This is a genomic window from Acidimicrobiales bacterium, from assembly GCA_035533595.1.
Lineage (GTDB): Bacteria > Actinomycetota > Acidimicrobiia > Acidimicrobiales > Bog-793 > DATLTN01.
The window spans coordinates 1-26,013 of record DATLTN010000002.1 but is presented as its reverse complement, the minus strand read 5'-3'; the positions used below and the strand labels follow the sequence as shown (position 1 = coordinate 26,013).

23 protein-coding genes and 2 tRNA genes are annotated in these 26,013 nt (G+C 72.4%); 16 read left to right on the top strand and 9 right to left on the bottom strand.

All coding sequences use genetic code 11. The features are described from left to right. Positions 1-3: 3 nt before the first annotated feature. The 3 genes from VNF07_00190 to VNF07_00180 all read right to left on the bottom strand — a co-directional run bounded on the left by VNF07_00190 (position 4) and on the right by VNF07_00180 (position 4,880). Complete coding sequence (locus VNF07_00190; protein ID HVB04658.1) at positions 4-648, bottom strand: tetratricopeptide repeat protein; 645 nt, start codon at positions 646-648, stop codon at positions 4-6. A gap of 153 nt (positions 649-801) precedes the next feature. Continuing rightward, positions 802-3,453: a pyruvate, phosphate dikinase gene (gene ppdK / locus VNF07_00185; GenBank protein HVB04657.1), complete on the bottom strand. Its 2,652-nt coding sequence runs from the start codon at positions 3,451-3,453 to the stop codon at positions 802-804. Positions 3,454-3,506: 53 nt separating this feature from the next. Then, positions 3,507-4,880 carry a hypothetical protein gene (locus tag VNF07_00180; protein HVB04656.1) on the bottom strand — a complete coding sequence of 458 codons (1,374 nt, stop codon included), beginning with the start codon at positions 4,878-4,880 and terminating at the stop codon, positions 3,507-3,509. A 273-nt stretch (positions 4,881-5,153) separates the two neighbouring features. Between VNF07_00180 and VNF07_00175 the strand changes: the two genes are divergently transcribed. Next, complete coding sequence (locus tag VNF07_00175) at positions 5,154-6,401, top strand: CaiB/BaiF CoA-transferase family protein (GenBank protein HVB04655.1); 1,248 nt, start codon at positions 5,154-5,156, stop codon at positions 6,399-6,401. 56 nt (positions 6,402-6,457) lie between these two features. On the opposite strand, the gene VNF07_00170 is transcribed toward VNF07_00175, so the two are convergent. From VNF07_00170 to VNF07_00150, 5 genes are all read right to left on the bottom strand, one after another. Further along, positions 6,458-6,533: transfer RNA gene (locus tag VNF07_00170), tRNA-Glu, on the bottom strand. Positions 6,534-6,611: 78 nt separating this feature from the next. Beyond that, positions 6,612-6,683: transfer RNA gene (locus tag VNF07_00165), tRNA-Gln, on the bottom strand. A gap of 46 nt (positions 6,684-6,729) precedes the next feature. Then, the gene (locus VNF07_00160) at positions 6,730-7,353 is read right to left on the bottom strand and encodes a YdcF family protein (GenBank protein ID HVB04654.1); all 624 of its coding nucleotides are present in this window, start codon (positions 7,351-7,353) and stop codon (positions 6,730-6,732) included. Beyond that, on the bottom strand, positions 7,353-8,759 hold the full coding sequence (gene gltX / locus VNF07_00155) for a glutamate--tRNA ligase (GenBank protein HVB04653.1): 1,407 nt from the start codon (positions 8,757-8,759) through the stop codon (positions 7,353-7,355). The genes VNF07_00160 and gltX overlap by 1 nt, the downstream gene beginning before the upstream one ends. Further along, positions 8,756-8,950 carry a ferredoxin gene (locus VNF07_00150; GenBank protein ID HVB04652.1) on the bottom strand — a complete coding sequence of 65 codons (195 nt, stop codon included), beginning with the start codon at positions 8,948-8,950 and terminating at the stop codon, positions 8,756-8,758. Before VNF07_00150 ends, gltX begins: the two co-directional genes overlap by 4 nt. Positions 8,951-9,045: 95 nt before the next feature. Here VNF07_00150 and VNF07_00145 point away from each other — a divergent pair, with 95 nt between their 5' ends. Further along, positions 9,046-10,326: a glycosyl hydrolase family 18 protein gene (locus VNF07_00145; protein ID HVB04651.1), complete on the top strand. Its 1,281-nt coding sequence runs from the start codon at positions 9,046-9,048 to the stop codon at positions 10,324-10,326. On the opposite strand, the gene rpsT is transcribed toward VNF07_00145, so the two are convergent. Further along, complete coding sequence (gene rpsT, locus VNF07_00140; GenBank protein HVB04650.1) at positions 10,323-10,601, bottom strand: 30S ribosomal protein S20; 279 nt, start codon at positions 10,599-10,601, stop codon at positions 10,323-10,325. The two genes, VNF07_00145 and rpsT, sit on opposite strands and share 4 nt — an antisense overlap. A 98-nt stretch (positions 10,602-10,699) precedes the next feature. On the opposite strand from rpsT, the gene lepA reads away from it, so the two are divergent. From lepA to VNF07_00070, 14 genes are all read left to right on the top strand, one after another. Then, a complete protein-coding gene (gene lepA, locus VNF07_00135; GenBank protein HVB04649.1) occupies positions 10,700-12,487 on the top strand; it encodes a translation elongation factor 4 in 1,788 nt (595 codons plus the stop codon). Further along, the gene (locus VNF07_00130) at positions 12,484-13,434 is read left to right on the top strand and encodes an oxygenase MpaB family protein (GenBank protein ID HVB04648.1); all 951 of its coding nucleotides are present in this window, start codon (positions 12,484-12,486) and stop codon (positions 13,432-13,434) included. The genes lepA and VNF07_00130 overlap by 4 nt, the downstream gene beginning before the upstream one ends. Before the next feature lie 67 nt (positions 13,435-13,501). Next, on the top strand, positions 13,502-14,506 hold the full coding sequence (gene hrcA, locus VNF07_00125; protein ID HVB04647.1) for a heat-inducible transcriptional repressor HrcA: 1,005 nt from the start codon (positions 13,502-13,504) through the stop codon (positions 14,504-14,506). Position 14,507: 1 nt separating this feature from the next. Next, positions 14,508-15,617, top strand: coding sequence for a molecular chaperone DnaJ (dnaJ, locus tag VNF07_00120; protein ID HVB04646.1), 1,110 nt, complete (start codon positions 14,508-14,510; stop codon positions 15,615-15,617). Further along, positions 15,614-16,366 (top strand): RsmE family RNA methyltransferase, encoded by a 753-nt coding sequence (locus VNF07_00115; protein HVB04645.1) that lies wholly within the window; start codon positions 15,614-15,616, stop codon positions 16,364-16,366. The genes dnaJ and VNF07_00115 overlap by 4 nt, the downstream gene beginning before the upstream one ends. A 37-nt stretch (positions 16,367-16,403) precedes the next feature. Further along, positions 16,404-16,925 (top strand): transcriptional regulator, encoded by a 522-nt coding sequence (locus VNF07_00110; GenBank protein HVB04644.1) that lies wholly within the window; start codon positions 16,404-16,406, stop codon positions 16,923-16,925. A gap of 37 nt (positions 16,926-16,962) precedes the next feature. After that, positions 16,963-18,015 carry a radical SAM family heme chaperone HemW gene (gene hemW, locus VNF07_00105; GenBank protein ID HVB04643.1) on the top strand — a complete coding sequence of 351 codons (1,053 nt, stop codon included), beginning with the start codon at positions 16,963-16,965 and terminating at the stop codon, positions 18,013-18,015. A gap of 153 nt (positions 18,016-18,168) precedes the next feature. Continuing rightward, the gene (locus VNF07_00100; GenBank protein ID HVB04642.1) at positions 18,169-18,399 is read left to right on the top strand and encodes a helix-turn-helix domain-containing protein; all 231 of its coding nucleotides are present in this window, start codon (positions 18,169-18,171) and stop codon (positions 18,397-18,399) included. Then, on the top strand, positions 18,396-18,749 hold the full coding sequence (locus VNF07_00095) for a histidine triad nucleotide-binding protein (protein ID HVB04641.1): 354 nt from the start codon (positions 18,396-18,398) through the stop codon (positions 18,747-18,749). Before VNF07_00100 ends, VNF07_00095 begins: the two co-directional genes overlap by 4 nt. A gap of 52 nt (positions 18,750-18,801) precedes the next feature. Further along, complete coding sequence (locus VNF07_00090; GenBank protein HVB04640.1) at positions 18,802-19,812, top strand: PhoH family protein; 1,011 nt, start codon at positions 18,802-18,804, stop codon at positions 19,810-19,812. Between the two features lies 1 nt (position 19,813). Next, on the top strand, positions 19,814-20,284 hold the full coding sequence (gene ybeY / locus VNF07_00085; protein ID HVB04639.1) for an rRNA maturation RNase YbeY: 471 nt from the start codon (positions 19,814-19,816) through the stop codon (positions 20,282-20,284). Then, positions 20,281-21,582: a hemolysin family protein gene (locus tag VNF07_00080; GenBank protein ID HVB04638.1), complete on the top strand. Its 1,302-nt coding sequence runs from the start codon at positions 20,281-20,283 to the stop codon at positions 21,580-21,582. The genes ybeY and VNF07_00080 overlap by 4 nt, the downstream gene beginning before the upstream one ends. Further along, positions 21,579-22,487: a GTPase Era gene (era, locus tag VNF07_00075; protein ID HVB04637.1), complete on the top strand. Its 909-nt coding sequence runs from the start codon at positions 21,579-21,581 to the stop codon at positions 22,485-22,487. Before VNF07_00080 ends, era begins: the two co-directional genes overlap by 4 nt. Before the next feature lie 342 nt (positions 22,488-22,829). Next, the coding region (locus VNF07_00070; protein ID HVB04636.1) for an Ig-like domain repeat protein at positions 22,830-26,013 on the top strand (3,184 nt) is incomplete at its 3' end.

Here is a 26,013-nt window from a genome sequence, read left to right as displayed (position 1 = left end):
CCCCTAGGTAGGCCCGGAAATCCCGCTCGCTGGTGACTTCGTCGTCGCCTTGTTCGCCCCGGCCCCTCCGGTCGTGGTCGGCGAGGCGAGGGCCGGCAGCGCCTTTTGGACCGCCTTCTTCAGGGCGGCGGGGACGTTGGAGATGAAGGCCGGCTGGTAGTGCACCGCCAGCGCGAACTGCTGGATCGCCGAGGCCTTGTGGCCGAGCGTCTGGTACACGTAGCCGAGGTTGAGGTGGGCGCTCGCGTTGCCCGGCTGGATCGCGATCACCTGCAGGTAGAGGTTCTCGGCCTCCTGTGGCGACGAGGGCGAGACGGCCGTCCCGAGGTTGTAGAGCGCCGGCACGTAGTTCGGGTTCAGCGCGAGCGAGCTGCGGTAGTCATTGATCGCCGCCGTGGTCGAGTGGCTCAGCTGCTCGCAGAGGCCCCGGTTGTAGTACGCGTACTGGTCGTCGACCTTGTTGGTCGGGTCGTTCTTCAGGATCGAGTTGAAGTCGGAGACCGCCGCGCTGCAGTCGTTGGCCTTCACCGCCGCGATGCCCGCCTGCAGGAGCGTGTTCGCCTGGGTGGTCGGGTTCGTTCCGCCGCTGCAGGCTGCGGCCGCGAGCGCCAGCCCACCGAGCGCGACCGAGACGGCGACCCTCCGCATCCGGTTGCTCCGTCGTGCGATGACGCCGTCGGTGACCAATGCACCCACTCCTTTGAGACTTCGTTGCCTGTCCGAGCAAGATAATCGGCAAATCCTCGCCTGAGGTTGACCCGGCGCGCCGAGAGCGGCGGGTGCGGCAACGGGGCGCTGCGCTCAGGCGCTGGCGTCGAGGTGCAGCACTGCCTGCGCGGCAGCCAGACGGGCGATCGGCACCCGGTAGGGGGAGCAGCTCACGTAGTCCACGCCGGCGCGGGCGAAGACCTCGATCGAGGCCGGGTCGCCACCGTGCTCGCCGCAGACCCCGAGCCTTAGCGCGGGGTTGGTGGCGCGCCCGTCGGCTGCGGCCCGCCGGACGAGCTCGCCGACGCCGTTGACGTCGACGGTCTCGAATGGGTTCGCCGGGAGGAGGCCGAGCGTGAGATAGCGCGACATCAGCCGTGCCTCGATGTCGTCGCGGCTGAAGCCGAAGGTGAGCTGGGTGAGGTCGTTGGTGCCGAAGGAGAAGAAGTCCGCCTCCTCGGCGATCTCGTCGGCGCGGATCGCGGCGCGCGGCGTCTCGATCATCGTGCCGATGAGCACCGCGGGGGCGGGGTGGCCCTCCTCGGCGGCGACGGCGTCGATCGCCTCGCGCACCCACGAGCGCGCCAGGGCGAGCTCCTCGCGGGTCACGATGAGCGGGATCATCACCTCGACGAGCGGGTGCCCGCCCGCCGCGGCGCGTGCGGTCGCCGCCTCGAGGAGTGCCCGCACCTGCATCGCGTAGAGGCCGGGCTTCAAGACCCCGAGGCGCACCCCGCGGGTGCCGATCATCGGGTTCACCTCCCGCCAGCTCTTCGCCGCCGCGAAGAGCCGCTCCTCCTCCTCGGTGAGGCCCTCGCGCGCCTGCTTCACGGCGAGGGACTCGACGTCGGGGAGGAACTCGTGCAGCGGCGGGTCGAGCAGGCGCACCGTCACCGGCAGGCCGTCCATCGCCTCGAGGATCGTCATGAAGTCGTCGCGCTGCGCGAGGCGCAGCTCCTCGAGCGCGGCACGCTCCTCCTCGTCGTTGTCGGCGAGGATCATCCGCCGCACGATCGGCAGGCGGTCGTCGGCGAGGAACATGTGCTCGGTGCGGCACAGCCCGATCCCTTCGGCACCGAGCGAGCGGGCGTTCTCGGCGTCGGGGCCGTTGTCGGCGTTGGCCCGCACGCCGAGGCGGCCGAGGCGGATGAAGTCGGCCCACTCGAGGATCGTCTGCAGCTCCGCGGGCGGCTCCGCGCTCGCCAGCTCGAGGGCGCCGCGCACAACGTTGCCGGTGCCGCCGTCGATCGAGATCACCTCTCCCTCGAGGAGCTCCACGTCGCCGACGCGCACGGAGGAGGGTCCGACCTGCAGCGCCTCGGCACCGACGACGGCCGGCTTCCCCCAGCCGCGGGCGACGACGGCGGCGTGGCTGACGAGGCCGCCGCGGGCCGTGAGGATCCCCTGTGCAGCGAGCATGCCTTCGACGTCCTCGGGGGAGGTCTCGGCGCGCACGAGGATCACCGCCCGGCCCTCCTTCGCGGCGGCGATCGCCGCCGCTGCCGAGAAGACGACCTCGCCGACGGCGGCGCCGGGGGAAGCGCCGAGGCCCTTGGTGAGGAGGGGGAGGGAGTGCGCACCGAACTGCGGGTGGAGGACCGAGTCGACGTGGTCGCCGGTGATGCGCGCCACCGCCTCGGCGCGGCTGAGCGAGATCACCGGGTCGTCCACCATCTCGACCGCCATCCGCAGCGCGGCCCGCCCGGTGCGCTTGCCGGTGCGGGTCTGCAGCATCCAGAGCTTGCCCTGCTCGATCGTGAACTCGGTGTCACACATGTCGCGGTAGTGCGCCTCGAGGCGGTCGAAGATCGCCATCAGCTCCCCGTGGATGGCGGGCATCTTGTCTGCCAGGGCGGCGAGCGGCTCGGTGGCGCGGATGCCGGCGACCACGTCCTCCCCCTGGGCGTTGGTGAGGAAGTCGCCGTAGGGGACGTTCTCGCCGGTCGCCGGGTCGCGGGTGAAGCCGACGCCGGTGCCGGAGTCGTCGTCGCGGTTCCCGAAGACCATCGCCTGCACGTTGACCGCGGTGCCGAGGTCGTGGGAGATGTGCTCCCGCAGGCGGTAGGTGACCGCCCGCGGGCCGTTCCAGGAGGCGAAGACGGCCTCGATCGCGCCGCGCAGCTGGTCGGCGGGGGCAGAGGGGAAGGGGCTCCCGGTGTGGCGCTCGACGATCGCCTTGTAGGTGGTGACGAGCGCGGCGAGCTCGGCGGCCGGGACCTGGGAGTCGGTGGTCGCGCCGACGCGCGCCTTGGCCTCCTCGAGCGCCTCGTCGAACTCCTCGCCGGGGAGGGCGAGGACGATGCGGGCGTACATCTGCACGAAGCGGCGGTAGGAGTCGTAGGCGAAGCGCTCGTCGTTGGTCTGCTGCGCGAGGCCGCGCACCGAGTCGTCATTGAGGCCGAGGTTGAGGACGGTGTCCATCATCCCCGGCATGGAGATCTCCGCACCGGAGCGGACCGAGACGAGCAGCGGGTCCTTTGGGTCGCCGAGGCGGCGCCCCATCTGCTCCTCGAGGAGGCGGAGGTGGCCGTCGACCTCCTCGCTCAGGGTCTCGGGCCAGCCCGCCTTCATGTACTCACGGCAGGCGTCGGTCGAGATCGTGAAGCCGTGGGGGACGGGGAGGCCGAGCACCGAGGTCATCTCGGCGAGGTTCGCCCCCTTGCCGCCGAGCAGCGCCCGCAACTCTCGGGGCGCTCGCTCGTGGCGGTGCTCGAAGTCGTAGACGTAGCCCATGCTCTCACCCACCCGTGACTGCCGAACGGCTCTCCGGCCGGCTGCGATCCTGCGGCGAGGACAGGCTAGTGAACCCCGCCCGGCGCGACATCTCCGGCGGGCGCGCCCCCGCCCCCCTCGCCCGTGACCGCGGGCGCCGCGGTAGGCCGCCCGGCGCGCCCGGTGAGCAGGCCGTCGACGGCGAAGGCGAGCGTCATCCAGAGCCCGACCCGTACCGAGACGGCGAGGACCATCGAGAGCCGGTCGAGCTCCCCCTCGCCCCCTCCCAGCCAGACGAAGTAGCCCTGCGGTATCGCCGAGAGCGCGACGGTGCCGGGCAGCCACCTCCTGCGGTCCGCCCCGTGCCGGCGCCGGGCGAGCGCCACCGCGGCGGCCGTGAGCCCGGCGAGGGTGAGGACGTCGCCCGCCTGGCCCTGCTGGAAGACGAGCTCCTCGACGACGGTCGGGAGGACCTGACGGTGGCGCCCCCAGTTGGCGTTCGGCGAGAGCATCGACACCGTCGGCTCGGGCTGGGTCGTCGGGTACGGCGTCGTCGGCGCGTAGTGCAGGGAGGAGAGCTCCCCGGTGAAGGCGGGGAGGGGGTCCCACAGCAGGTAGCCGGGGTGGGTGAAGGCGAAGCGGAGATAGGTGCTCGTGCCGCTCGTCGTCAGCCAGCTGAAGAAGATCGGGTCGTTCTGCAGCGCGGTCCCGTAGGGGCCGCCGGCCGCCGCCGCGACCGTCGCGTCGTAGGGCATGCCGTGGGCCACGAACCACGAGGTCCAGCCCGGATTGGGGAGGATCCGGTCCTGGATGGTGTCCGAGACGTTGCCCACCGAGACGTTCTGGGTGGGGTCGCGGCCGACGATCGCGAGGCCGAGCACGCACCCCAGGCAGAGAGCGCCGGCGATCCCGAAGGCGAGGAGCCTGCGCCGGCGGAGCGCGACGCCGAGGGCGACCGCGGTGACGAGCAGGCCGAGGATGACGTGCGCCTGGCGGGCGAAGATCCACGCCGTCGTGACGACGAGTGCGGGGAGCGCGAGGCGCCAGCTCGGGGCGAGGGAGTAGCGGAACCAGTAGGCCACCAGCAGCACGGTGAGCGAGAGGGCGATCGACTCCGAGAGGATCACCGAGTTCCACAGCACGATCGGGCCGACGACCCCGAGCGCGAGGAGCACGAGGCGGAGCGCCAGCGCGACGCGCCGGTCCTCGACGGCGGTGGCGGCGATGCGGGCGACGGTCCACCAGGCAAAGGCGGCGAGCACGACCTGAAAGGCGACGCGCTGCGCGTCGCTCCCGAAGACGTTGTAGAGGAGGGGGATCGTCGGGAGCATCTTCGAGTTCCCGGTGAAGCTCAGCTGCAGGTAGGTGGCGCTGTCGGGGTAGCGCGGGGTGACGAGCCCGGCGACCGCGAGCGCCTGCACGGCGAGGTAGCCGGCAAAGGGCGTGAGCCGGGAGAGCAACGCCCGCGGCTCCGCGGAGCTCCGCCGCGCGCGGAGCGGTACCGGGGCCAGCGCGCGCCCGCCGGGCCCGCCGCCAGGCGCCGTGGCCCCGCCGACGGCGCCTGGCGCAGCTGTCTCCGCATCCGTCGGGTCCACGCCGCTCCTCCCTGGCCAGCCCGCCCGTCACACTACGAGGGGCGCGCCCCATGGCAGGGGCGAGGGCGCGCCCGGCGGGCGGGGCTTAGATTCGGCGGGCCGCCCCCTTCCGGCGGCGGCGTGAGAAGGAGGCCGATCGTGGCGCAAGCAAACGGCGGGGGCCCTACGGGACTCCCTCTCTCCGGGGTCCTCGTCCTCGAGGTCGGGAGCCACATCGCCGGCCCGTTCTGCTGCACCCAGCTTGCCGACCTCGGCGCCGACGTGATCAAGATCGAGGCGCCGGGGGCCGGCGACTCGATGCGCGGCCACGCCCCCTTCGTGAACGGAGAGGCGGGGGTGTTCCTGCGCGTCGGCCGCAACAAGCGCTCGATCGCCCTCGACCTGCGCCAGCAGGCGGGCAAGGAGGCCTTCCTCCGCCTCGTCGACCGTGCCGACGTCGTCGTCGAGAACCTCCGCCCGGGAAACATGGACCGCCTCGGCCTCGGCTGGTCGGTGCTCTCGGTCCGCAACCCGCGCCTCGTGTACACGGCGGTCTCGGGCTGGGGGCGCAGCGGCCCCTACGCAGACGACGGTGGGCTCGACATCATGGCGCAGGCGATGAGCGGGATCATGTCGATCACCGGCCCCGAGGGGGGCGACCCCGCCAAGGCGGGGATCCCCGTGTGCGACCTCGCCTGCGCCCTCTACGGCGCCCTCGCCACGCTCGCCGCGCTGCGGGCGCGCGATGCGAGCGGCGAAGGCCAGCTCGTCGACGTGAGCCTCTTCGAGTCGGGCGTCTCTCTCACCGTCTGGGAGGCGGCGCGGTACTTCAGCACCGGCGAGGTGCCGCACGCGCTCGGTTCGGCCCACCAGAGCGGCGCTCCCTACCAGGCGTTTCGCGCCGCCGACGGTTACCTCACCGCGGGCGCGCCGAACCAGGGGCTCTTCGAGCGGCTCTGCAAGGCCCTCGGCCTCGAGGGGCTGATCGACGATGAGCGCTTCGCGAACAACGCGGCGCGCTTCAAGAACCGCCCCGCCCTCGTGGCGGCGATCGAGGAGGTGACGGCCCCGCTGCCGCGCGCCGAGGTGCTCGCCACGCTCTCCGCGGCGGGGGTGCCCTGCAGCGCGCTGCAGCACTACGACGAGGTCGCGGCCGACCCGCAGCTCGCGGCGCGCGGCTTTTTCAAGGAGACGGAACACCCGAGCGCGGGGGCCGTCCGCCAGCTCGGCAACCCGATGTACTTCAGCGAACAGGCGCTGCCGATGCGCCTCCCGAGCCCGCGCCTCGGTGAGCACTCCGCCGAGGTGCTCGCCTCCCTCGGCTACTCCCCGACCGAGTTCGCCGAGCTGCTCGAGGCGGGGGTGGTGGCCGAGGCCGGCGCCGAGGTGCCGCGCGCCGCGCACTGAGGGCGCGTCGCGCCGTGCGCTGCGAGCGGGCTGATCCGGGACGCGGGCTGCGAGGTTGGCAGCCCCAACGGGATTCGAACCCGTGTCTCCACCTTGAGAGGGTGGTGTCCTAGGCCTCTAGACGATGGGGCCCCGGAACGCCGGCGGGCGCCGAAGCGCCAGCACGGTACTGCGAATTCACGCCCCCCCGGACACAGGGGGGCGTACTCGCTCGGGGGGGAGGACTCGAACCCCCAATAACAGGGCCAGAACCTGTCGTGTTGCCGATTACACCACCCCCGAATGGGTGTCCGGCGATCCTAACAGCACCGTCCGCGGCGGTCCGGTGTCAGTTGGCGGCCCAGACGGCGTGCTCGGGGCCGATGAGGTGGCCGGCGGCGACGCCGCTCGCCTCGCGGGCGAGCGGGCCGAGCTCGGTGAGGAAGAGCTTCTTCGTCCCCGGCACGATCGAGGCGCTGGCGTGCAGTCCGGCCGCCGCAGCGGCGTTGAGGGCCCACCGCGCGTCCACCGCGTCGGTGACGATGACGATCGGCTGCCCCTTGCCGAGCAGCTGGGCGACCGCGGAGAACTCGTTGGCGTTCGAGGTGGCGACCTCGGCGAGGCTCGACGGCCCGCCGTTCACGCCTTCGGCCCGCAGCCAGTCGCCGGCGACACTCGGCACGCCGGGGCTCGCCCCGCTCGGACCGGGGCCGGCGACGACGAGCAGGGGGGCGGTGTGGGCGCGCGCGAGGGTGAGCGCGGCCTGCAGGCGGCCGAGGAGGTCGGGGCCCGGCGCGGTCCCGACGACCGAACTCCCCGTCACGACGATCGCCTTGGCTCCCGCCGGCGGCGTGCCTTCGGACTCGGCGTGCACGACGCCGACGGCGGAGACGACGACGAAGACGACGGCGGCGAAGACGAGGAGCGAGACGAGCTTGAAGGCCCATTTGATGGGCTTCAGGAAGAAGAACATCAGGTGCGGGCGCGCGCGAGGCGCTCGAGGGTGCGCTCGCGCCCGAGGACCTCGAGGGACTCGAAGAGCGGGAGGCCGACGGTGCGCCCCATCGTCGCCACCCGCACGGGTGCCTGGGTGCGGGCGAGCTTGCGCCCGAGGGACTCGCCGATTCCTTCGATCACCTCGCGGATCGCGGGCGCGTTCCACTCCGCGGTGGCGAGGCCCTCCCGCGCGAGGCCGAGGATCTGGCCCGCTCCCTCGTCGCCGGCGATCGCCTTGGCGACGGCCTCAGGGTCGGGGGTGAACGGCTCGGCGAAGAGGAACTCGACGTACTCGGGGACCTCGGCGAGGACGCCGATGCGCGCCTGCACGAGGGGCGCGACCGTGCGGAACACCGCGGGGTCGAAGGCCGCGGGCGTCCAGCGCGCCCGCTCGCCCTCGGTGAAGGGGAGGGCGAGCTCGACGAAGCGCTCGAGGCCGAGGGCGCGCAGGTAGAGGCCGTTGAAGTGCAGGAGACGCTTCTCATCGAAGAAGGCCGGCGACTTGCTCACGTCCTCGAGGCGGAAGGCGCCGACGAGCTCCTCCAGGCTGAACAGCTCTCGCTCGTCCCCCGGCCCCCAGCCGACGAGCGCGAGGTAGTTCACCATCGCCTCGGGGAGGTAGCCCATCTCCCGGTAGTCCTCGACGGCGACCCGGTCGCGGCGCTTGGAGAGCTTCTGGCGCCGCTCGTTCACGAGCACCGGGAGGTGGGCGAAGGCGGGGAGGTGCGGGGCGCCGAGCGCCTCGTAGAGGAGCAGTGCCTTCGGCGTCGTCGGAAGGTGCTCCTCGCCGCGGATCACGTGCGTGATGGCCATCGCCATGTCGTCGACGACCGACGCGAGCACGAACAGCGGGTCGCCGTTCGACTTCACGATGATGAAGTCCTCGATCGTCGCGTTGGCGAACTCGACCTCGCCGCGCACGAGGTCGTGCACCACGGTGGTGCCGCTCTCGGGGACCCGGAAGCGCAACGCCCTGCCGGGCCCGGCGACAAGGCCGCGCTCGCGGCAGTGTCCGTCGTAGCCGGGCACGGGTTTGTTCCGGGTGCGCGCCTGCACCTCCTCCGAGGAGCACTCGCAGTAATAGAGATGGCCACCGGCGAGCAGCCGCGCGATCGCGGCCTCGTAGCCCTCGCGCCGCTCGGACTGACGGTGGGGGCCCTCGTCCCAGCTGAGGCCGAGCCACTGCAGCGCGTTCAGGATCCCGTCGGTCCAGGCGGGGTCGCTCCGCTCGCGGTCGGTGTCCTCGATGCGCAGCACGAAGGTGCCCCCGTGCTGGCGGGCGAAGAGCCAGTTGTACAGGGCGGTCCTCGCGCCGCCGACGTGGAAGTAGCCGGTCGGGGAGGGCGCGAAGCGGACCCGCGGCCCCGTCGGGGCTGCGGTCACCCCTCGGTGATGCTGATGGCTTCGGTCGGGCAGCGGCGGACGGCCTCCTCGAGGCCGGCCCGCAGCTCCTCGCCGGGCTCTTCGTTCAAGACGTAGAGGTAGCCGTCATCGCGCACCTCGAAGACCTCCGGCAGGACCTCCATGCACACTGCATTGCTCTTGCAGCGGTCGAAATCCACCTCTGCGTGCACCCGGGCCTCCTCGCCTCGCCGTGGCGGCAGCATAGCGACCGGGCCCCCGGGCGGACGGCGCTTCGATAGGGTGCCGGGCGGTGCGGAGACGTCGGGTGATCGCGCTCCTCCTCGTGGCCGTCCTCCTCGCCGGTGGCGGCGCGCTCGCGCTCGCGGCGGGCGGCTTCTTCCACTCCAAGGCGCCCCTCACGCCGGCCGAGATCGCCGCCCAGCGGGAGCGGCGCCTCCTCGCCGCGGAGCGCCGCGACGCCCAGCGGGCGCTCGCGCTCGTTGCGGCGACGCTGCCCACCCGGCCGGGCGCGCCCGAGCCGCCGATCCCCGGCACGCTCTTCGTGCGGCCGCTCGCCAGCCACCAGGTGGTGGGCTTCGTCCCCTACTGGACCCTCCCCGAGCTCACCCCCGCCGACGACGCCGACGCGACGGTGCTCTGCTTCTACGGCGTCTCGGTGACCGCGTCGGGCTCCCTCGACCAGTCAGGACCGGAGTGGGGCAACGCCGCCGCGGCGCTCGCCTCCCCTGCCTTTGACGCCTTCGTGCAGGCGGCCCACGCCGCGGGCACGCGCGTCCTTCTCACCCTCGCCAGCGCCGACGACAAGGTGATCGCCGGCCTCACCGCCGATCCGGCGGCGACCGCCGCGAAGGTCGCCCCCGCGCTCGAGGCGATCGTGCGCGCGCACGGCCTCGACGGGGTGAACCTCGACGTCGAGGGGAGCCGGGCCGGCGACCGGGAGGGCTACGTCGCCTTCGCGAGGGCGCTCACACGGGCGCTGCGCGCCGCGGACCCGGGCGGCGAGCTGATGCTCGACACCTACGCCGGGTCGGCCGGCAACCGCGACTTCTTCGACGTACGGCGCCTCGCTCCGCTCGTCGACTCGCTGTTCGTCGAGGGTTACGACATGCAGGCCGCACACCTCGCGGCGGCGACTGCCCCGCTCGCGACGAACAGCCTCGGCTACTCCGAGGCCCAGAGCCTCATCCAGTACACCCACATCGTGCCCGCGAGGGAGCTGATCCTCGGCCTCCCCTTCTACGGCTACGACTTCACCACCCGCACCCTCGGCAGCAAGGCACGACTGGCGGCGGCGAGCCCGGTCGCGGTCACCTACCACGCGGTGCTCGGCGTCGGCCGTCCCGCCGGCTGGGACCCCGTCGCGGCCACGCCGTACGCGTCGTTCAAGGAGGGCGCGGTGAACCACGAGACCTTCTACGACGACCCGCTCTCGCTCGCCGCGAAGAGCGCGCTGGCGGCGGAGTTCCACCTGCTCGGCGTGGGTGCGTGGGCCTTCGGGATGGAGGGTGGGGATGCGGCGATGCTCGCCGCGCTCACCGGCGACGCGACGGCGACGAAGCTCCCGCTCGCCCCGCCTGCGCCCTAGCTCTCGGCGGCAGCCGCCTTCGCGGCGTTGGCGTGGCGCATCAGGCGGGACTTGCGACGCGCCGCCTGGTTCGGGTGGATGACGCCCTTGGTGGCCGCCTTGTCGATCCGCTTGGCCGCCGCCTGCACGAGCTCGCCGACGTCCTCGGCGGCCGCCTCGATGGCGCCGAGCGCGTTCTTGGTGCGGGTGCGCAGCTCGGAGCGCACGGCCTTGTTCCGCTCGCGCCGCACCTCGTTCTGACGGTTCCGCTTGATCTGACTCTTGATATTCGCCATCGATCCCTCTTCGCTTCCGGCCGGGGCAGGTTAGCAGTCGTGGTCCGCGCCCTCTCCCGCCGGCGGGGCGGTGGTTCCGGGGATGGCACGATGGTCCCGTGGTCGACCCGGCAAAGATCCGAAACTTCTCGATCATCAGCCACATCGACCACGGGAAGTCCACACTCTCGGACCGCATCCTCGAGCTCACCGGCGCCGTCGATCCCCGCGAGATGCGCGAGCAGTACCTCGACTCGATGGACATCGAGCGCGAGCGGGGGATCACGATCAAGGCGCAGAACGTCCGCGTCGCCTGGCGAGAGCACATCCTTCACCTCATCGACACCCCGGGCCACGTCGACTTCGGCTACGAGGTGAGCCGTAGCCTCGCCGCCTGCGAGGGGGTGGTCCTCCTCGTCGACGCCTCGCAGGGGATCGAGGCGCAGACCCTCGCGAACTGCTACCTCGCCCTCGAGCACGATCTCGAGATCGTCGCCGCGCTGAACAAGATCGACCTGCCGGCCGCCGACCCGGAGCGCTACGCGGCCGAGATCGAGGCGGTCCTCGGCCTGGACGCCAAGCAGATCCTGCGCATCTCGGCGAAGACCGGCGAGGGGGTCGGCGAGCTGCTCGACGCGGTCATCGAGCGCATCCCGCCACCGCAGGCCGACGCCGAGGCGCCGCTGCGCGCCCTCATCTTCGACTCCTACTACGACCAGTACCGCGGCGTCGTGAGCGCGATCCGCGTCGTCGACGGGACGTTGCGGGCGGGCTCACGGGTGCGCTTCGCCCAGGCGGGGGCGGTGCACGACGTCGAGGAGGTCGGCGTGCGCACCCCCGCCGAGCTCCCCGTCGAGGCGCTCGCGGCAGGCGAGGTCGGCTATCTCGTCGCGGGGGTGAAGAACGTCGGCGAGGCGCGCGTCGGCGAGACCGTGACCGACGCGGCGCGCCCGGCGACCGAGCCCCTCCCGGGCTACCTGCACCCCAAGCCGATGGTCTTCTGCGGCCTGTACCCCGTCGACGGCGACGAGTTCCGCGAGCTGCGCGAGTCGCTCGAGAAGCTGCAGCTCAACGACGCGAGCATCACCTACCAGCCGGAGACCTCGACGGCGCTCGGCTTCGGCTTTCGCTGCGGCTTCCTCGGCCTGTTGCACATGGACATCGTGCGCGAGCGCCTCGAGCGGGAGTTCGACCTCTCCCTCATCGCGACCGCCCCCTCGGTCGGCTACGTCGCCCACCTCACCAACGGCGAGGTGCTGGTGATCGACAACCCCTCGGCGATGCCCGCCCCGCAGTACATCGACTTCGTCGAGGAGCCGATGCTGCGGGTGACGATCGTCACGCCCGTCGAGTACACGGGCACGGTCCTCGAGCTCTGCCAGGCGCGCCGGGGGCGCCAGGAGCGCTTCCAGTACCTCTCCGCGAAGCGGGTGGAGATCGTCTACCTCCTCCCCCTCTCGGAGATGGTCGTCGACTTCTTCGACCAGCTGAAGGGTCGCTCGCGGGGCTACGCGAGCCTCGACTACGAGCCCGCCGGCCTCGAGCAGGCCAACCTCGTGCGCGTCGACATCCTCCTCAACCAGGTCGCGGTCGACGCCTTCTCGGCGATCGTCCACCGCCAGCGCGCCGAGGAGTACGGCCGGAAGATGGCCCACAAGCTGCGCGAGCTCATCCCCCGCCAGCTCTTCGACGTGCCGATCCAGGCGGCGATCTCGGGGCGGATCATCGCCCGCGAGACGGTGAAGGCCAAGCGCAAGGACGTCCTCGCCAAGTGCTACGGCGGCGACATCACGCGCAAGCGCAAGCTGCTCGAGAAGCAGAAGGAAGGGAAGAAGCGCATGAAGTCGATCGGGCGCGTCGAGATCCCCCAGGAGGCCTTCGTCTCGGCGCTGCGCCTCGAAGAGTGAGCGACCCCGTCGCCGAGGCCCTCGCGGCCCTCGCCGACCCGATCACCGCGCCGCTGCGCCGCCACCTCTCGGCCGCGGTGCGCCGCGCCCTCGGTGCCTCGCCGGGCGAGCTCGACGAGTACCGCGAGCCGGCCGGCGACGCCGGCCTGTTCGGCCCCGACTCGATCGCCTGGCGGGTGCACGCGGATCTCCCGGCGATGCTCATCGGCGGCCTCTCCGCGCTCCTCCACCAGACGCTGCACCCGCTCGCGATGGCCGGCGTGGCCGCCCACTCGCGTTTCCGGGAGGACCCCTACGGGCGCCTGCAGCGCACGGCGCGCTTCATCGCCGGCACGACTTTCGGTGCGACGCCCTTCGCGGAGCGCCTCGTGGGCGAGGTGCGGGCGGTGCACGAGCGGGTGCGCGGCACCGCCCCGGACGGCCGCCGTTACTCGGCGGGCGACCCGGCGCTGCTCACCTTCGTGCACAGCACCGAGGTGTGGGCCTTCCTCCGCTCCTACCAGCGCCACTCGCCGCGCCCGCTCGTGCGCGCCGAGAAGGACCGCTACCTCGCCGAGGTGGCCGTGATCGGTGAGCGCCTCGGCGCCGAGCGGGTGCCGCGCGACGTCGCCGCGGTGCGCGACTACTTCCGCGCCGTCGCGCCCGAGCTCGCCTTCGCTGCGGAGGCCGAGGAGACCGTCCGCTTCCTCCTCCACCCACGCGCCGCGACGGTCGGCGAGGCGGCCGGCTACCGGGTGCTGCTCGCCGCCGCCGTCGCGCTCCTCCCCCCCGAGGCGCGTCGCCAGCTGCGTTTCTCGCCGCTGCGCGGCCTGCTCACCCCGGCCAGCACCGTCGCGGCGAACGTCGTCGCGCACAGCCTGCGCTGGTCGGTCGGCCCCTCCGCGGTGGCGGCGATCGCCCGCGCCCGCGTCGCCGCCCCGGCGTCGCATCAGCACTCGGTACTATGAAGTGCCAACGACCGCTGCGGTGGAGGGCGGACATCTGACGGAGCGGACCGCTCCCGGAGGCCAGCCGATGCTCGATGCGAGGAAGTCCACGATTCTTCGCAAGGTCGTGGCCGAGCACATCGAGACGGGCCAGCCCGTCGGCTCGGCCCACCTCGTGCGGGACGCGGCGATCGACGTCTCCCCGGCGACGGTGCGCGCCGACATGGCGGCGCTCGAGCGCGACGGCTACCTCACCCACCCGCACACGAGCGCCGGGCGGATCCCGACCGACAAGGGCTACCGCTTCTTCGTCGACCAGCTCTCCCCGACAGGCCCCCTCGACGCGCGCCGCGAGGAGCAGGTCCAGGCCTTCTTCGCCCGCGCCCACCACGAGCTCGAGCAGATGCTGCGCGATACCTCGCGGCTGCTGTCGACGCTCACCGACTCGGCGGCGGTCGTCGTCGCGCCGTCGCACGAGGTGCTCACGGTGCGCAGCGCGCTCCTCACCCGCCTCGGCGAGCGCGCCGCGCTGCTGCTCGTCGTGCTCTCGAACGGGGCCGTCGAGAAGCACATGCTCGAGCTCGCGGCGGGCCTCGCCGACGACGAGGTCGACCTCGCCAACAACTGCCTGCGCGAGGCGCTCACCGGCCAGCGGTTCGGCTCGCTGCGCCCGAGCGGCGGTTGCGGGCAGCAGGCCGTCGACGAGCTCGTGGCCGGCTGCTTCACGCTGCTCACCGAGGCGGCGCCGGCGGCACAGGGTGCCGAGGTGTACGTCGGCGGGACGGCGCGCATGGCCGAGCAGTTCGGCGCCGTCGACACCGTGCGCGAGGTCCTCGCGATCCTCGAGCAGTCCTTCGTCGTCGTCTCGCTGCTCTCCGAGGCCGTCTCGCACGGCCAGTCCGTATCGATCGGCACCGAGAACGGGATGGAGTCCCTCGCCGAGTGCTCGCTCGTCGTCGCCCCCTACGAGGTCGGCGACGAGGTGGTGGGCACGATCGGGGTCCTCGGCCCGACGCGCATGAACTACTCGCAGGCGCTCGCCGCCGTGGCGGTCGTCGGGGAGCGCCTCTCCCGCCAGCTCACGAGCGGCTGAGATGGCGACCGACTACTACGAGCTGCTCGGCGTCGCCCGCAACGCCTCTGAGGAGGAGCTGAAGCGCGCCTACCGCCAGCTCGCGCGCGAGCTCCACCCCGACGCGAACGGCGGCGACCCCGCCTCTGAGGCGCGCTTCAAGGAGGTGACGTTCGCCTACGAGACGCTGCGCGACCCCGAGCGCCGACGCCGCTACGACATGTTCGGCCCAGAGGGCGCCCGCGGCGCCGGCGCCGGTGACGTCTTCGGCGGTGGCGGCCTCGGCGACCTCTTCGAGGCCTTCTTCGGCGGCTCCGGCTTCTCCCAGCAACGGCGGGGCGCCGCCCCGACCGGGGAGGACCTCGAGGTGGCGGTCGAGCTCTCCTTCGAGGAGGCGGTGTTCGGGGTGACCCGGCCGGTGAGCTTCCGCGGTGTGGTCACCTGCGCGACCTGCGCGGGGAGCGGCGCGGCGGCGGGGACGAGCCCGATCACCTGCCTCGAGTGCGCCGGCCTCGGTCAGGTCCGCCGCGTCCGACAGTCGATACTCGGCCAGGTCGTGACGACCACGACCTGCCCGCGCTGCCGGGGCTTCGGCCAGGTCGTCGAGACGCCCTGCCCAGACTGCCGCGGCGAGGGGCGCCACCTCGACGACCGCTCGCTCGAGGTCGAGGTGCCGCCCGGCGTCGACGACGGCGTCACCCTGCAGGTCGCCGGCGGCGGCGCGCCGGCGCCGCGTGGTGGTGCCGCCGGCGACCTCTTCGTGCGCATCCGCGTCCGGCCGCACGAGCGCTTCGAGCGCTCGGGGAGCGACCTCGTGACGACGGTGCACCTCGCGATGACCCAGGCGGCGCTCGGCGTCGAGCTCGACGTCGAGACGCTCGACGGCACCGAGCACGTCACGGTCCCGGCGGGGACCGAGTCGGGGCGGATCCTCCGCCTGCGCGGTCACGGCGTCCCGCACGTGCGCGGCCGCGGGCGGGGCGACCTGCACGTCCGCCTGCTGGTCGACACCCCGGGCGCGCTCAGCAAAGAGCAGGAGCAGCTGCTGCGCGAGTTCGCGCAGCTCCGCGAGGAGCCCGTCGCCGCCCCCGAGGAGGGGCTCTTCTCGCGGTTGCGGTCGAGCCTCGGTTGATCCCGGCGCTGCGCGAGGCGGCGGCGCTCGTCTACACCGACGACCTCGACGAGCCCGCGCTCTCGCCCGCCGACGAGCACCACCTCGCCGACGTGCTGCGCCTGCGCGACGGCGAGCGCGTCGTCGCCGCCGACGGCCGCGGCGGCTACCGCCTCTGCAGCGTGGCGCGCCTCGCGTCGGGGCGGCGCGCCGAGGTGGTGCTGCGCGCCGCTGGCGAGCGGGCCGCACAGCCGGCGCCCTCGCCGCGCCTCACGGTCGCCTTCGCGCTGCAAAAGGGCGACCGCGCCGACTGGACGGTGCAGAAGCTCACCGAGCTCGGCGTGGACGCGATCCTCCCGCTGCTCTCCGAGCGCACCGTCGTCCGCCTGGACGGCGCCGAGCGCCCCCGCCGCGGTGAGCGGCTGCGCAAGGTCGCCCGCGAGGCGGGCGCGCAGAGCCGCCGCCTGCACCTCCCCGAGGTCGCCGACCCGCAGCCCTTCGACGAGCTCGTCGCGGCCCTCGGCAGCGCGGCGCGTCTCGCCGAGCCCGCCGCCGCCGGAGGCCTCGAGGGCTGCGACACGGTGCTCGTCGGCCCGGAGGGCGGGTGGTCGGCCGCCGAGCTCGGCTGCGGCCTGGCGACCGTCGGTCTCGGCGAGACGGTGCTGCGCGCCGAGACCGCGGCGATCGTCTCCGGCACGCTCCTCGCCGCGGCGCGTGCCGGCCTCGTCGCCCCAATCGGCGGGGAAGTGGTCCGGCCCCGGGTGCGGTGAGGTAGTTTTTCGGCCAGCTGTCCGCTGCACCGCACGAATGAGGGACACCACGACCGACACCGACGAGCTATCCGGCACCTATGCGACGGTGGTCGGGGCACGACTGCGGGCGGTCAGACGCCAGAAGCGGCTGTCCCTGCAGGCGGTGGCCGCCGCCTCCGGCCAGGAGTTCAAGGCCTCGGTCCTCGGTGCCTACGAGCGGGGCGAGCGGGCGATCTCGGTGCCCCGCCTGCAGCGCCTCGCGCGCCTCTACGACGTCCCCGTAGAACAACTCCTCCCCGAGGCGGTGAGCGACGGCGCGGGTCTCGGGACGACGCGTGACACCTCCGGTGGCGGCCGGGTGAGCATCGACCTCGGCGCCGTGAAGGAGGCGAGCGGCGATCTCGCCGCCGCGCTGCAGCGCTTCGTGACGACGATCCAGGTCGAGCGCCAGGACTTCAACGGCCAGGTGCTGACGATCAGGAGCGACGACCTGCGCGTCATCGGGGCGACCTTCGGCATGGGGGTCGACGAGACGGTGCGCACCCTCGAGTCGCTGGGCCTGCTCTACGCCCCCTGACGTCGGACCGCCCTTCGGCCTCGGCGCCTACGTGCACGTGCCGTTCTGCGTGCGTCGCTGCGACTACTGCGCCTTCGTGACCTGGGAGGGGCGGGAGTCCCTCGCCGAGGCCTACGTCGAGGCCGTCGTCACCGAGATCACGCGGGCGCGCCGCGCCGGTCACCTCGAGGGGCTGGAGACGGTCTTCATCGGCGGCGGCACCCCTTCACTGCTCGGCGCCGCCCCCCTCTGCCGGCTGCTCGACGCGCTCGGGACCGACGGCGTGGCGGAGGTGACCGTCGAGTGCAACCCCGAGAGCACCGACCTCGCGCTGCTCGGCGCGCTGCGCGCCGCGGGGGTGAACCGCATCTCGCTCGGCGTGCAGTCCCTCGCGCCGCACGTCCTCGCGGGCCTCGGGCGCGCGCACGACCCCGCCGAGGCCCGCCGGGCGGTGGCCGCGGTGGGGGAGGCGGGCTTTTCCAACTTCAACGTCGACCTCATCTACGGAGGCGCCGGGGAGGAGGACCGCGACTGGGCCGAGAGCCTGGAACAGGTGCTCGCCCTCGAGCCCAGCCCGCCGCACGTGAGCGCCTACGCGCTGACGGTCGAGCCGGGGACCCCGCTCGCCGCCGACCGGGCGCGCCACCCCGACGACGACGCGCAGGCCGACCGCTACCTCTACGCCGACGAGCGCCTCCGGCGCGCCGGCCTCGAGTGGTACGAGATCTCCAACTTCGCCCGCCCCGGCCACGAGTGCCGGCACAACCGCGCCTGCTGGGCCCAGGCCGACTACCTCGGCTTCGGCTGCGCGGCGCACAGCCACGTGGGCGGGCGCCGCTTCCGCAACGTCGCCTCCCTCGACCGCTACCTGGCGCGCGTCGGCGCCGGCGAGCCGGTCGTCGTCGCCGAGGAGCGCCTCAGTGCCGAGGAGGCGGCGCTCGAGTCGCTGCAGCTCCGGCTGCGCACCCGCGAGGGGGTCCCCCGCGCCGCCCTCCCCGACGCCGAGGGCCTCGGGGGCCTGCTCGTCGCGCAGGGTGAGCGGCTCGTGCTGAGCGCCCGCGGCCGGCTGCTCGCGAACGAGGTCGCGCTGCGCCTCGTGGTCGGCGGATGACCACTGTTCGTGGGCAGCGCGCCGCCCCCCGTGGCGGAGTGACGTGGCATTTCGCGCAACGGGGCGCGACGATTCACTACGTTGAGTGGTTATTCGGGACGCCGATGGCATGAGAAGCATGGAAGGTCAGCGATTCTGCTACTGTGAGTGTTCGTGGTGACGACAATGCGTTGGCTGAGCACCAAGGAGGCGTCGGAGTATCTCGGCGTGAACCTCCGCACCCTGTACCGCTTCATCGACGAGGGTGGCCTGCCCGCCTACAAGTTCGGCCGGGTCATCCGCCTGATGGAGGACGACCTCGACAAGTTCATCGAGCACGCGCGGATCGCGCCCGGTTCGCTCGAGCACCTCTACCCGGAGCCGGTCCGACAGCTCGCACGGTGAGCCCCGCCGACGGCTGCGTCTTCTGCCGCATCGTCGCCGGTGAGGTGCCAGCCGAGGTCGCAGCGGAGAACGACGAGGCGGTTGCCTTCCACGACCTCGCGCCCGTCGCACCGCTCCACCTCCTGATCGTCCCCCGCGCCCACGTCGCCGACGCGGCGGCGCTCACTGCCGCCGACGGCCCGCTCCTCGGGAGCCTCTTCGCCCTCGCCGCGCGCGTCGCCGCCGAGCAGGGAGTGGGGGAGGGGGGCTACCGCCTCGTCTTCAACGTCGGCGAGGACGCCGGGAACACCGTCGACCACCTCCACCTGCACCTGCTGGGCGGCCGCCAACTCGCCTGGCCGCCGGGCTGAGACCGCACAGCGCCGGGCGGCTCCCCGCCGCTGGTAGCCTCACGCCGTAACCGTGCCGTCGACCCCGCTCAAGATCCTGGTCCCGGGCAACGACCTGATGGTCGGCCTGCTCGGTGAGCGCGATGAGCTCCTCCGCCTCGTGGAGGCGGAGTTCGACGAGACCACCATCCGTGTGCGCGGCAACGAGATCACCATCGACGGGCCGGACGCGACGCGCGTCGGCAAGGTCTTCGACGAGCTCGTCGCGCAGCTCGAGAAGGGGCAGTGGCTCGACGCCGCGCACGTCGGCCGCACGATCGAGATGGTCCGCCAGGACGTCCGCCCGTCGGAGGTGGTGGGCGAGATCGTGCGCGGCGCGCGCGGCCAGCCCGTGCGCCCGAAGACCGCTGGTCAGCGCCGCTACGTCGACGCCGTCGCCCGCAACACGATCACCTTCGGGATCGGGCCGGCGGGCACCGGGAAGTCGTACCTCGCGGTGGCGCTCGCGGTGCAGGCGCTGCAGGCCAAGCAGGTGAGCCGGATCATCCTCGCCCGCCCCGCGGTCGAGGCCGGCGAGCGCCTCGGCTTCCTCCCCGGCGACCTGATGGCCAAGGTCGACCCCTACCTGCGCCCGCTGTACGACGCCCTCTACGACATCCTCGAGCCCGAGGGAACCCAGCGCCTCCTCGAGCGCAACACGATCGAGGTCGCGCCGCTCGCCTTCATGCGCGGCCGGACGCTCAACTCGAGCTTCGTCATCCTCGACGAGGCGCAGAACACCACCCCCGAGCAGACGAAGATGTTCCTCACGCGCATCGGCTTCGGCACCAAGGCGGTGGTCACCGGTGACGTCACCCAGATCGACGTGCAGGGGGGGCGCTCGGGCCTCGTCGGCCTCGAGGCGATCCTCGGCCACGTCCCCGACCTCGAGTTCGTGCACCTCGGCGAGTCCGACGTGGTGCGCAACCGGATCGTGCGCGACATCGTCACCGCCTACGAGGCCGTCACCCCCGACCCCGCCCCGACCCACGGCGGCCGTCGCCCGGTGCCGGTGCGCGCCGCCACCGACCGCCCTGCCGGCTGAGGTGCCGATCGAGGTCCTCGTCGTTGACGACCAGGAGGAGCACCCCGTCGAGGTCGAGCGCTGGGCGGCGCTCGCGAGCGCGGCGCTCGGTGAGGTCGGGCTCTCGGGCGACGTCGAGCTGTCGGTGCACTTCGTCGACGAGGAGAGGATCGCCGAGTTGAACGAGGGCTACCTCGGCCACCCCGGGGCCACCGACGTGCTCTCCTTCCCGATCGAGGGCGAGCCGCTCGCGCCCGGCTCGCCCGGTGGGGTCCCGCTGCTCCTCGGCGACATCGTCATCTGCCCGGCGGTCGCGGCGGCGAACGCCCCCGAGCACGCCGGCACCTACGAGGCGGAGCTCGCGCTCCTCGTCGTCCACGGCGTGTTGCACCTGTGCGGGATGGACCACGAGGCCGACGCCGAGGCCGAGGTGATGGAGGCCCGCGAGCAGGAGCTGCTCGCCCTCCACTTCCGGGCGGGGGGGCCGACGTGATCCTCGCCGTGATGCTGCGGGGCACCGACATCGGGATGCTCGCCGCGGTCGCCGTCCTCCTCACCTTCTCGGGGCTGCTGGCGCTCGCCGAGACCGGCCTCGTGCGGATGAGCAAGGCACGGGCGCGCTCGCTCGTCGAGCAGAAGGCGCGCGGCGCGCAGAGCCTCGCCCGCCTCGTCGAGGAGCCGGAGAGCTTCCTCGCGCCGGTCCTCCTCCTCGTCCTCGTCTGCCAGCTGGTCGCGGCCACGCTCGTCGGGGTCGTCTCGGACCGCCTCTTCGGCGCGCTCGGCATCGTCATCGCCACCGCCTTCGAGGTGGTGGTGATCTTCGTCTTCTTCGAGGCCGTCCCCAAGCAGTGGGCGGTGCGCGAGGTCGACCGCGCCGCGCTCACCGTCGCCCCGGTCGTCTACCGCCTCATCCACTTCCCCCCGATCCGCGCCGTGTCCTTGCTCCTCATCGGCTTCGCGCACGTGATCCTGCGGGTGCTGTTCCGTGGTGACGGGGGCGAGCCGCAGCCCGAGGTCACCGAGTCCGAGCTGCTCGCCTTCGCCGACGTCGCCGTCGAGGCTGACGTCATCGAGCACGAGGAGCGGGTGCTGCTCTCCTCGATCATCGACTTCGGGGACACGATCGTGCGCGAGGTGATGGCGCCGCGCACCGACGTCGTCGCGGTCGCCGCCGAGCTCTCCGTCGCGGAGGCGATCGACCGCGCGCTGCGCGAAAACAAGAGCCGCCTCCCCGTCTTCGAGCAGTCCGTCGACGACGTCGTCGGCGTGGTGCACGCGCTCGACCTCGTGGAGGCGCTGCGCCACGGGAGCGCCGCGCGGCCGGTCCGCGAGATGATGCGTCAGGCGCACTACGTGCCCGAGACCAAGCGGGTCGCGCCCCTTCTCCGGCAGATGCAGTCCGAGCAGTTCCAGCTGGCGGTCGTGGTCGACGAGTACGGGGGGACGGCGGGGATCGTCACCCTGGAGGACCTCGTCGAGGAGCTCGTCGGGGAGATCGGCGACGAGCTCGACGCCAGCGAGCCGCTCGTGCGCCGCCTCGAGGGCGGAGGCTTTGTGGTCGCCGGGAAGCTCGGCATCGACGAGGTCGGCGACCTGCTCCACGAGGAGCTCCCCGACGAGGACTGGGACACCGTCGCCGGCCTGCTCCTCCACCGCTTCGGCCACCTGCCGCCCGAGGGTGCCGCGACCGAGGTCGGTCGCTGGCGCTTCACCGCGGAGCGGGTGGTCGGGCGCCGTATCCGCCTCGTGCGCATCGAGGCCCTCCCCGAAGCGGCCGAGGACCAAGGATGAGCGGCGGCGCTCCTCCCGAGGCCCCGCGAGCAGACGACGGGCTCGGTAGGCACCCCGGCTTCCGGTCGGGCTTCGTCGCGCTGGTCGGCCGACCGAACGTCGGGAAGTCCACGCTGTTGAACCGCATCCTCGGCACCAAGGTCTCGATCACCTCCCGCTCGCCCAACACCACCCGCACCGCGATCCGCGGCGTCCTCGACAACCCCGACCACCAGATCGTCTTCGTGGACACGCCCGGCATCCACAAGCCCCGCTCGGTGCTCGGGGAACGGCTGAACGAGCGGGCGGAGGCGAGCATCGACTCCGTCGACCACAGCGTGCTCGTGGTCGACGCCACGGCGGCCGTCGGCCGCGGTGACCGTTTCGTCGCCGACACCCTCTCGGGGCGCGTCACGGTGGTGGTGAACAAGATCGACGCCACCAACCCTGCCGTCGTCCTCCGCCAGCTCGAGGTGGCGGCGACCTCGCTCGAGCTCGACGAGGCCGAGTACTTCCCGGTCTCGGCGCGCACCGGACGGGGCGTCGACGCCTTCGTCGCGCACCTCGTCGAGGCGCTCCCACCGGGGCCGCGCTACTACCCCTCGGGGATGGTGCACGACATCCCGGAGGCCTTCTTCGTGGCCGAGCTCGTCCGTGAGCAGCTGCTGCGCGTCGCGAAGGAGGAGCTGCCGCACTCGATCGCCTGCCGCGTCACCGAGTGGGAGTGGCCCTACATCCGCTGCGAGGTGCTCGTCGAGCGCGAGTCCCAGAAGTCGATCGTCATCGGTCGCAACGGCGCCGTCCTGAAGGCGGCCGGTGTGGCCGCCCGCGCGCAGCTGCCGCCGGGTGCCTACCTCGACCTGCACGTGCGCGTCGAGCGCGACTGGCAGCGGCGGCGCGACATGATCGAAGAGCTCGGCTACTGACCCGAGCGGCGGCGCGGCGCTGAGCGAGGCCCGCCGCCGAATATCAAGAGCAGGTCAAGATCTGGCCAAGTAACGCCGGCGCCATTGCGGCTGATCCCTGTGAAAAGTACCCTTTGCACACCAGCAACAATGTGAACAGCCGGGGAGAGCGCCTCTCCGGAAAGCACAGGTACTGGCCCGTCTCCAAACGGGTCGTGGGCAGCGTAGATCCGACGGACGACCTGGTCGCCATCCATGGTCCGTCGGGGAGCAAAGGCGAAACCGAGCCCTCCAACTGCCGAATCACGACAATTTGGGGAGCGGAGTGCCGATCACGGTGGCGACTGCACGGCAGGGCATGGGTTGAGCTCGGCCCCGACTTCCAGAACACGGCCCCTCCTCGGGCTCGCGATCGCCCTCCTCGCGACCCTCGCCGGGAGCGCTGGCCTGGTCGCGGTGACCGCCGGCGTCGCGAGCGCGAGCACCTGCACCACCTCGAGCGCCTGCGCAACGGCGACGACCCTCGCCCTCAGTCCTGTCGCCCCGGCCAACGGGCAGTCGACGACGCTCGTCGCCACCGTGGTCGACACCTCCAACGCCAACGGGCCGGTCGTCGACGGTGCCAACAACGCTGACGGCACCGTCGTCTTCTACGAGGACGTCGACGGCAACGCCACCGACGCCCTCTGCTCCTCGAGCGGCGAGAACCTCGTCTTCGGCCCGGGGACAGGAAGCACCAGCGCCACCGAGGCGATCTGCACCACCAGCGCCCTCACCACCGGCGCGCACACGATCTACGCCGATTTCGTCCCCGCCGACGGCCTCTACAGCGCCTCGAGCAATGGCGGGCAGTCCGTGACCGTCGCCGCGACCGCCACCGCGAGCGCGGTGAGCGTTTCGCCGACCGCACCCCTCGTCGGCGTCCCGGCGACGATCACCGACACCATCACCCCGCAGGTGAGCGGTGCGGGCAGCGTGACCTTCTACGACAACGTCGACGGCAACGTCTCCGACGTCGTGTGCAGCGCAGTGAGCCTCACCAACGTGAGCGGCGCCAGTCAGGCGACCTGCCAGACGACGTGGTCGGCGCCGAACACCCACGTCGTCTACGCCGACTACACGGGGAACTCGAGCTTCGGCAGCTCGAGCGGCTCGGTGAGCGCCCCGGTCGGCCTTTCCTCGCTCAACCAGTCGCTCTTCGCGAACGCCGACCAGCCCGGAAACTGGTACATCCCCCCGAGCTCGGAGGGTCCGAACACCGGGACGGGCGTCACGCCGGGCGGCTGTCTCACCGCCGGTGCCACGACAGCGGGCGCGCCGATCCCGGGCTGCGCCCTCGCCACACCCGACGCGAGCGGCTCGGGGACGCTGCGCCTCACCGACAACTCGACCGCGAACTACAACTCCTCGCTCTGCACCGGCGGCAACACCGCGATGTGCGGCGAGGTCGGTTCGACCCTCTACGGTGCCAGCTTCCCGACCACCCAGGGACTGGACATCAAGTTCAACACCTACCAGTGGAACGGCACAGGCGGTGACGGTATCGGCTTCAGCCTCCTCGCGGTCGACCCCTCGAACCCCGTCGCGCCCTCGATCACCGGCCCCGCCGGAGGCTCGCTCGGCTACTCCTACGACCAGGGAACCGACAGCCAGGGCGTGCCGAACGGCTACCTCGGACTCGGGCTCGACGTCTTCGGTAACTACGAGAAGAAGACCTTCGAGGGGACCGGAACCAACAGCACCTGCCACCTGGCTGACAAGGGGACCAACAACAAGGAGCCCGGCTCGGTGACGGTGAAGGGCCCCGGTGGCTTCGACAGCACCGACGGCGAGTGGGACGACGGCTACTGCGTCCTCTCATCGACCCAGCAGAGCTTCACCACCCCCTCTGGCGGCCTGTCCAACCTCCCCCTCGGCGACACCCTCGACGCGCCGAGCGCCAGCTCGCGGCCCGCGACACCGGTCAGCGTCGAGCTCGTCATCAACACCAACACCTCTTCGACCCTCACCCCTTCGGGCTGGACCTCGTCGGTCCCCTCGGTCGGCTGGGGGGTGAAGGTGGTCCCCCTCTCGATCATTGGCGGCTCCTCGACGATCACCGGCCAGCCCGTGTACCTCACGGGCGCCCTCCCGAGCGACAGCTACCTCGAGTCGGCGAACCCCTCGTGGCTGCAGACCATCGGCTCGACCGCCGGGATCCCCAAGCAGCTCGTGCTCGGCTGGACCGCCTCGACCGGGGCGAGCGTCGAAGTCCACGAGGTGGGCGTCTTCGCCTCGACGACGGCGAACGGCCAGGTGCCCTCCCTCGCCATCACCAACACGGACAGTCTCGGCGGCCAGTTCCCCGCGAGCGGGAGCGCGAACTACGTCGTCACCCCGGCGCTGCCCTCGACGAGCGTCGCCGAGACGAGCCCGGTCACGGTGTCGATGGACTTCAACTCGAGCCACGTCACCCCGAGCACCCCGTCGGGCAGCGGCTGGTCCTGCGGGGCGCCTTCGGGGGGGCTCGTGCAGTGCACCTATCCGGCCTCGGCGGGAAGCCCCATCGAGCCCGGTACGACGCTGCCGAAGATCACCGTGCCGGTGACGATCTCCAGCGCGAGCGGGGTCATCGCCCAGCCGGCCACGGCCTCCTCGGCTGACGCCGCGTCGGCCACGGCCACCGACGACGCCGTCGTCGCCGGCGCCTCCTCCACCGGGACGAGCGTCACCGGGACGAACGCGACCCGCTCGGTGAACCAGGCCGAGACCTTCACCGCGACCGTGGTCACGCCCTCGGGCGGCAGCGGCCCCGTCGACCCGACGACGCTCTCCAATCCGACGAGCACCGTCACCTTCTACAACGGCGATCCCGCGTCCGGCGGGACCCAGCTCAGCTGCACGGGGGCGACCGACGGGATCGTGAGCGGCGCGGTCACCTCCACCTCGACCTGCAACGCCAGCTTCCCCGCGGCCGGCACCTACACGATCTACGCGAAGTACAACGGCGACGGGACCTACTCGCCTTCCACCACGGTGAACCCGAGCCAGACCTACACCGTGACGGTGAGCGCCGCATCGACGACGACGGCGATCACGACCAACCCGACACCCCTCAACACCAATCAGAGCGGGCAGATCGTGGCCACGATCACGGGTCCCGTCGACACGACCGCCACTAACAGCGGGAGCACTGTCACCTTCTACAACGGCGACCCGGCGACGACGGGAACGCCGATCAGCTGCACCGGAACCGGCGACGGCACCGTCAACTCGGGGTCGCAATCGACCTGCACCACCTCATTCCCGACGGCCGGGACCTACCCGATCTACGCGAAGTACAGCGGTGACAGCAATTTCTCGACCTCCACCTCCGGCCCGGCGAACATCGTGGTGAGCACCGGGGTCTCGTCCACCACCACCTCGATCACGACCAACCCGACGCCGCTCAACACCGGCCAGTCGGGCCAGTTCGTCGCCCACGTCTCCCCGACGCCTGACGGCGGCTCGGTCGCCTTCTACAACGGCAACCCGGCGACCACCGGCACGTTGCTCACCTGCACCGGAG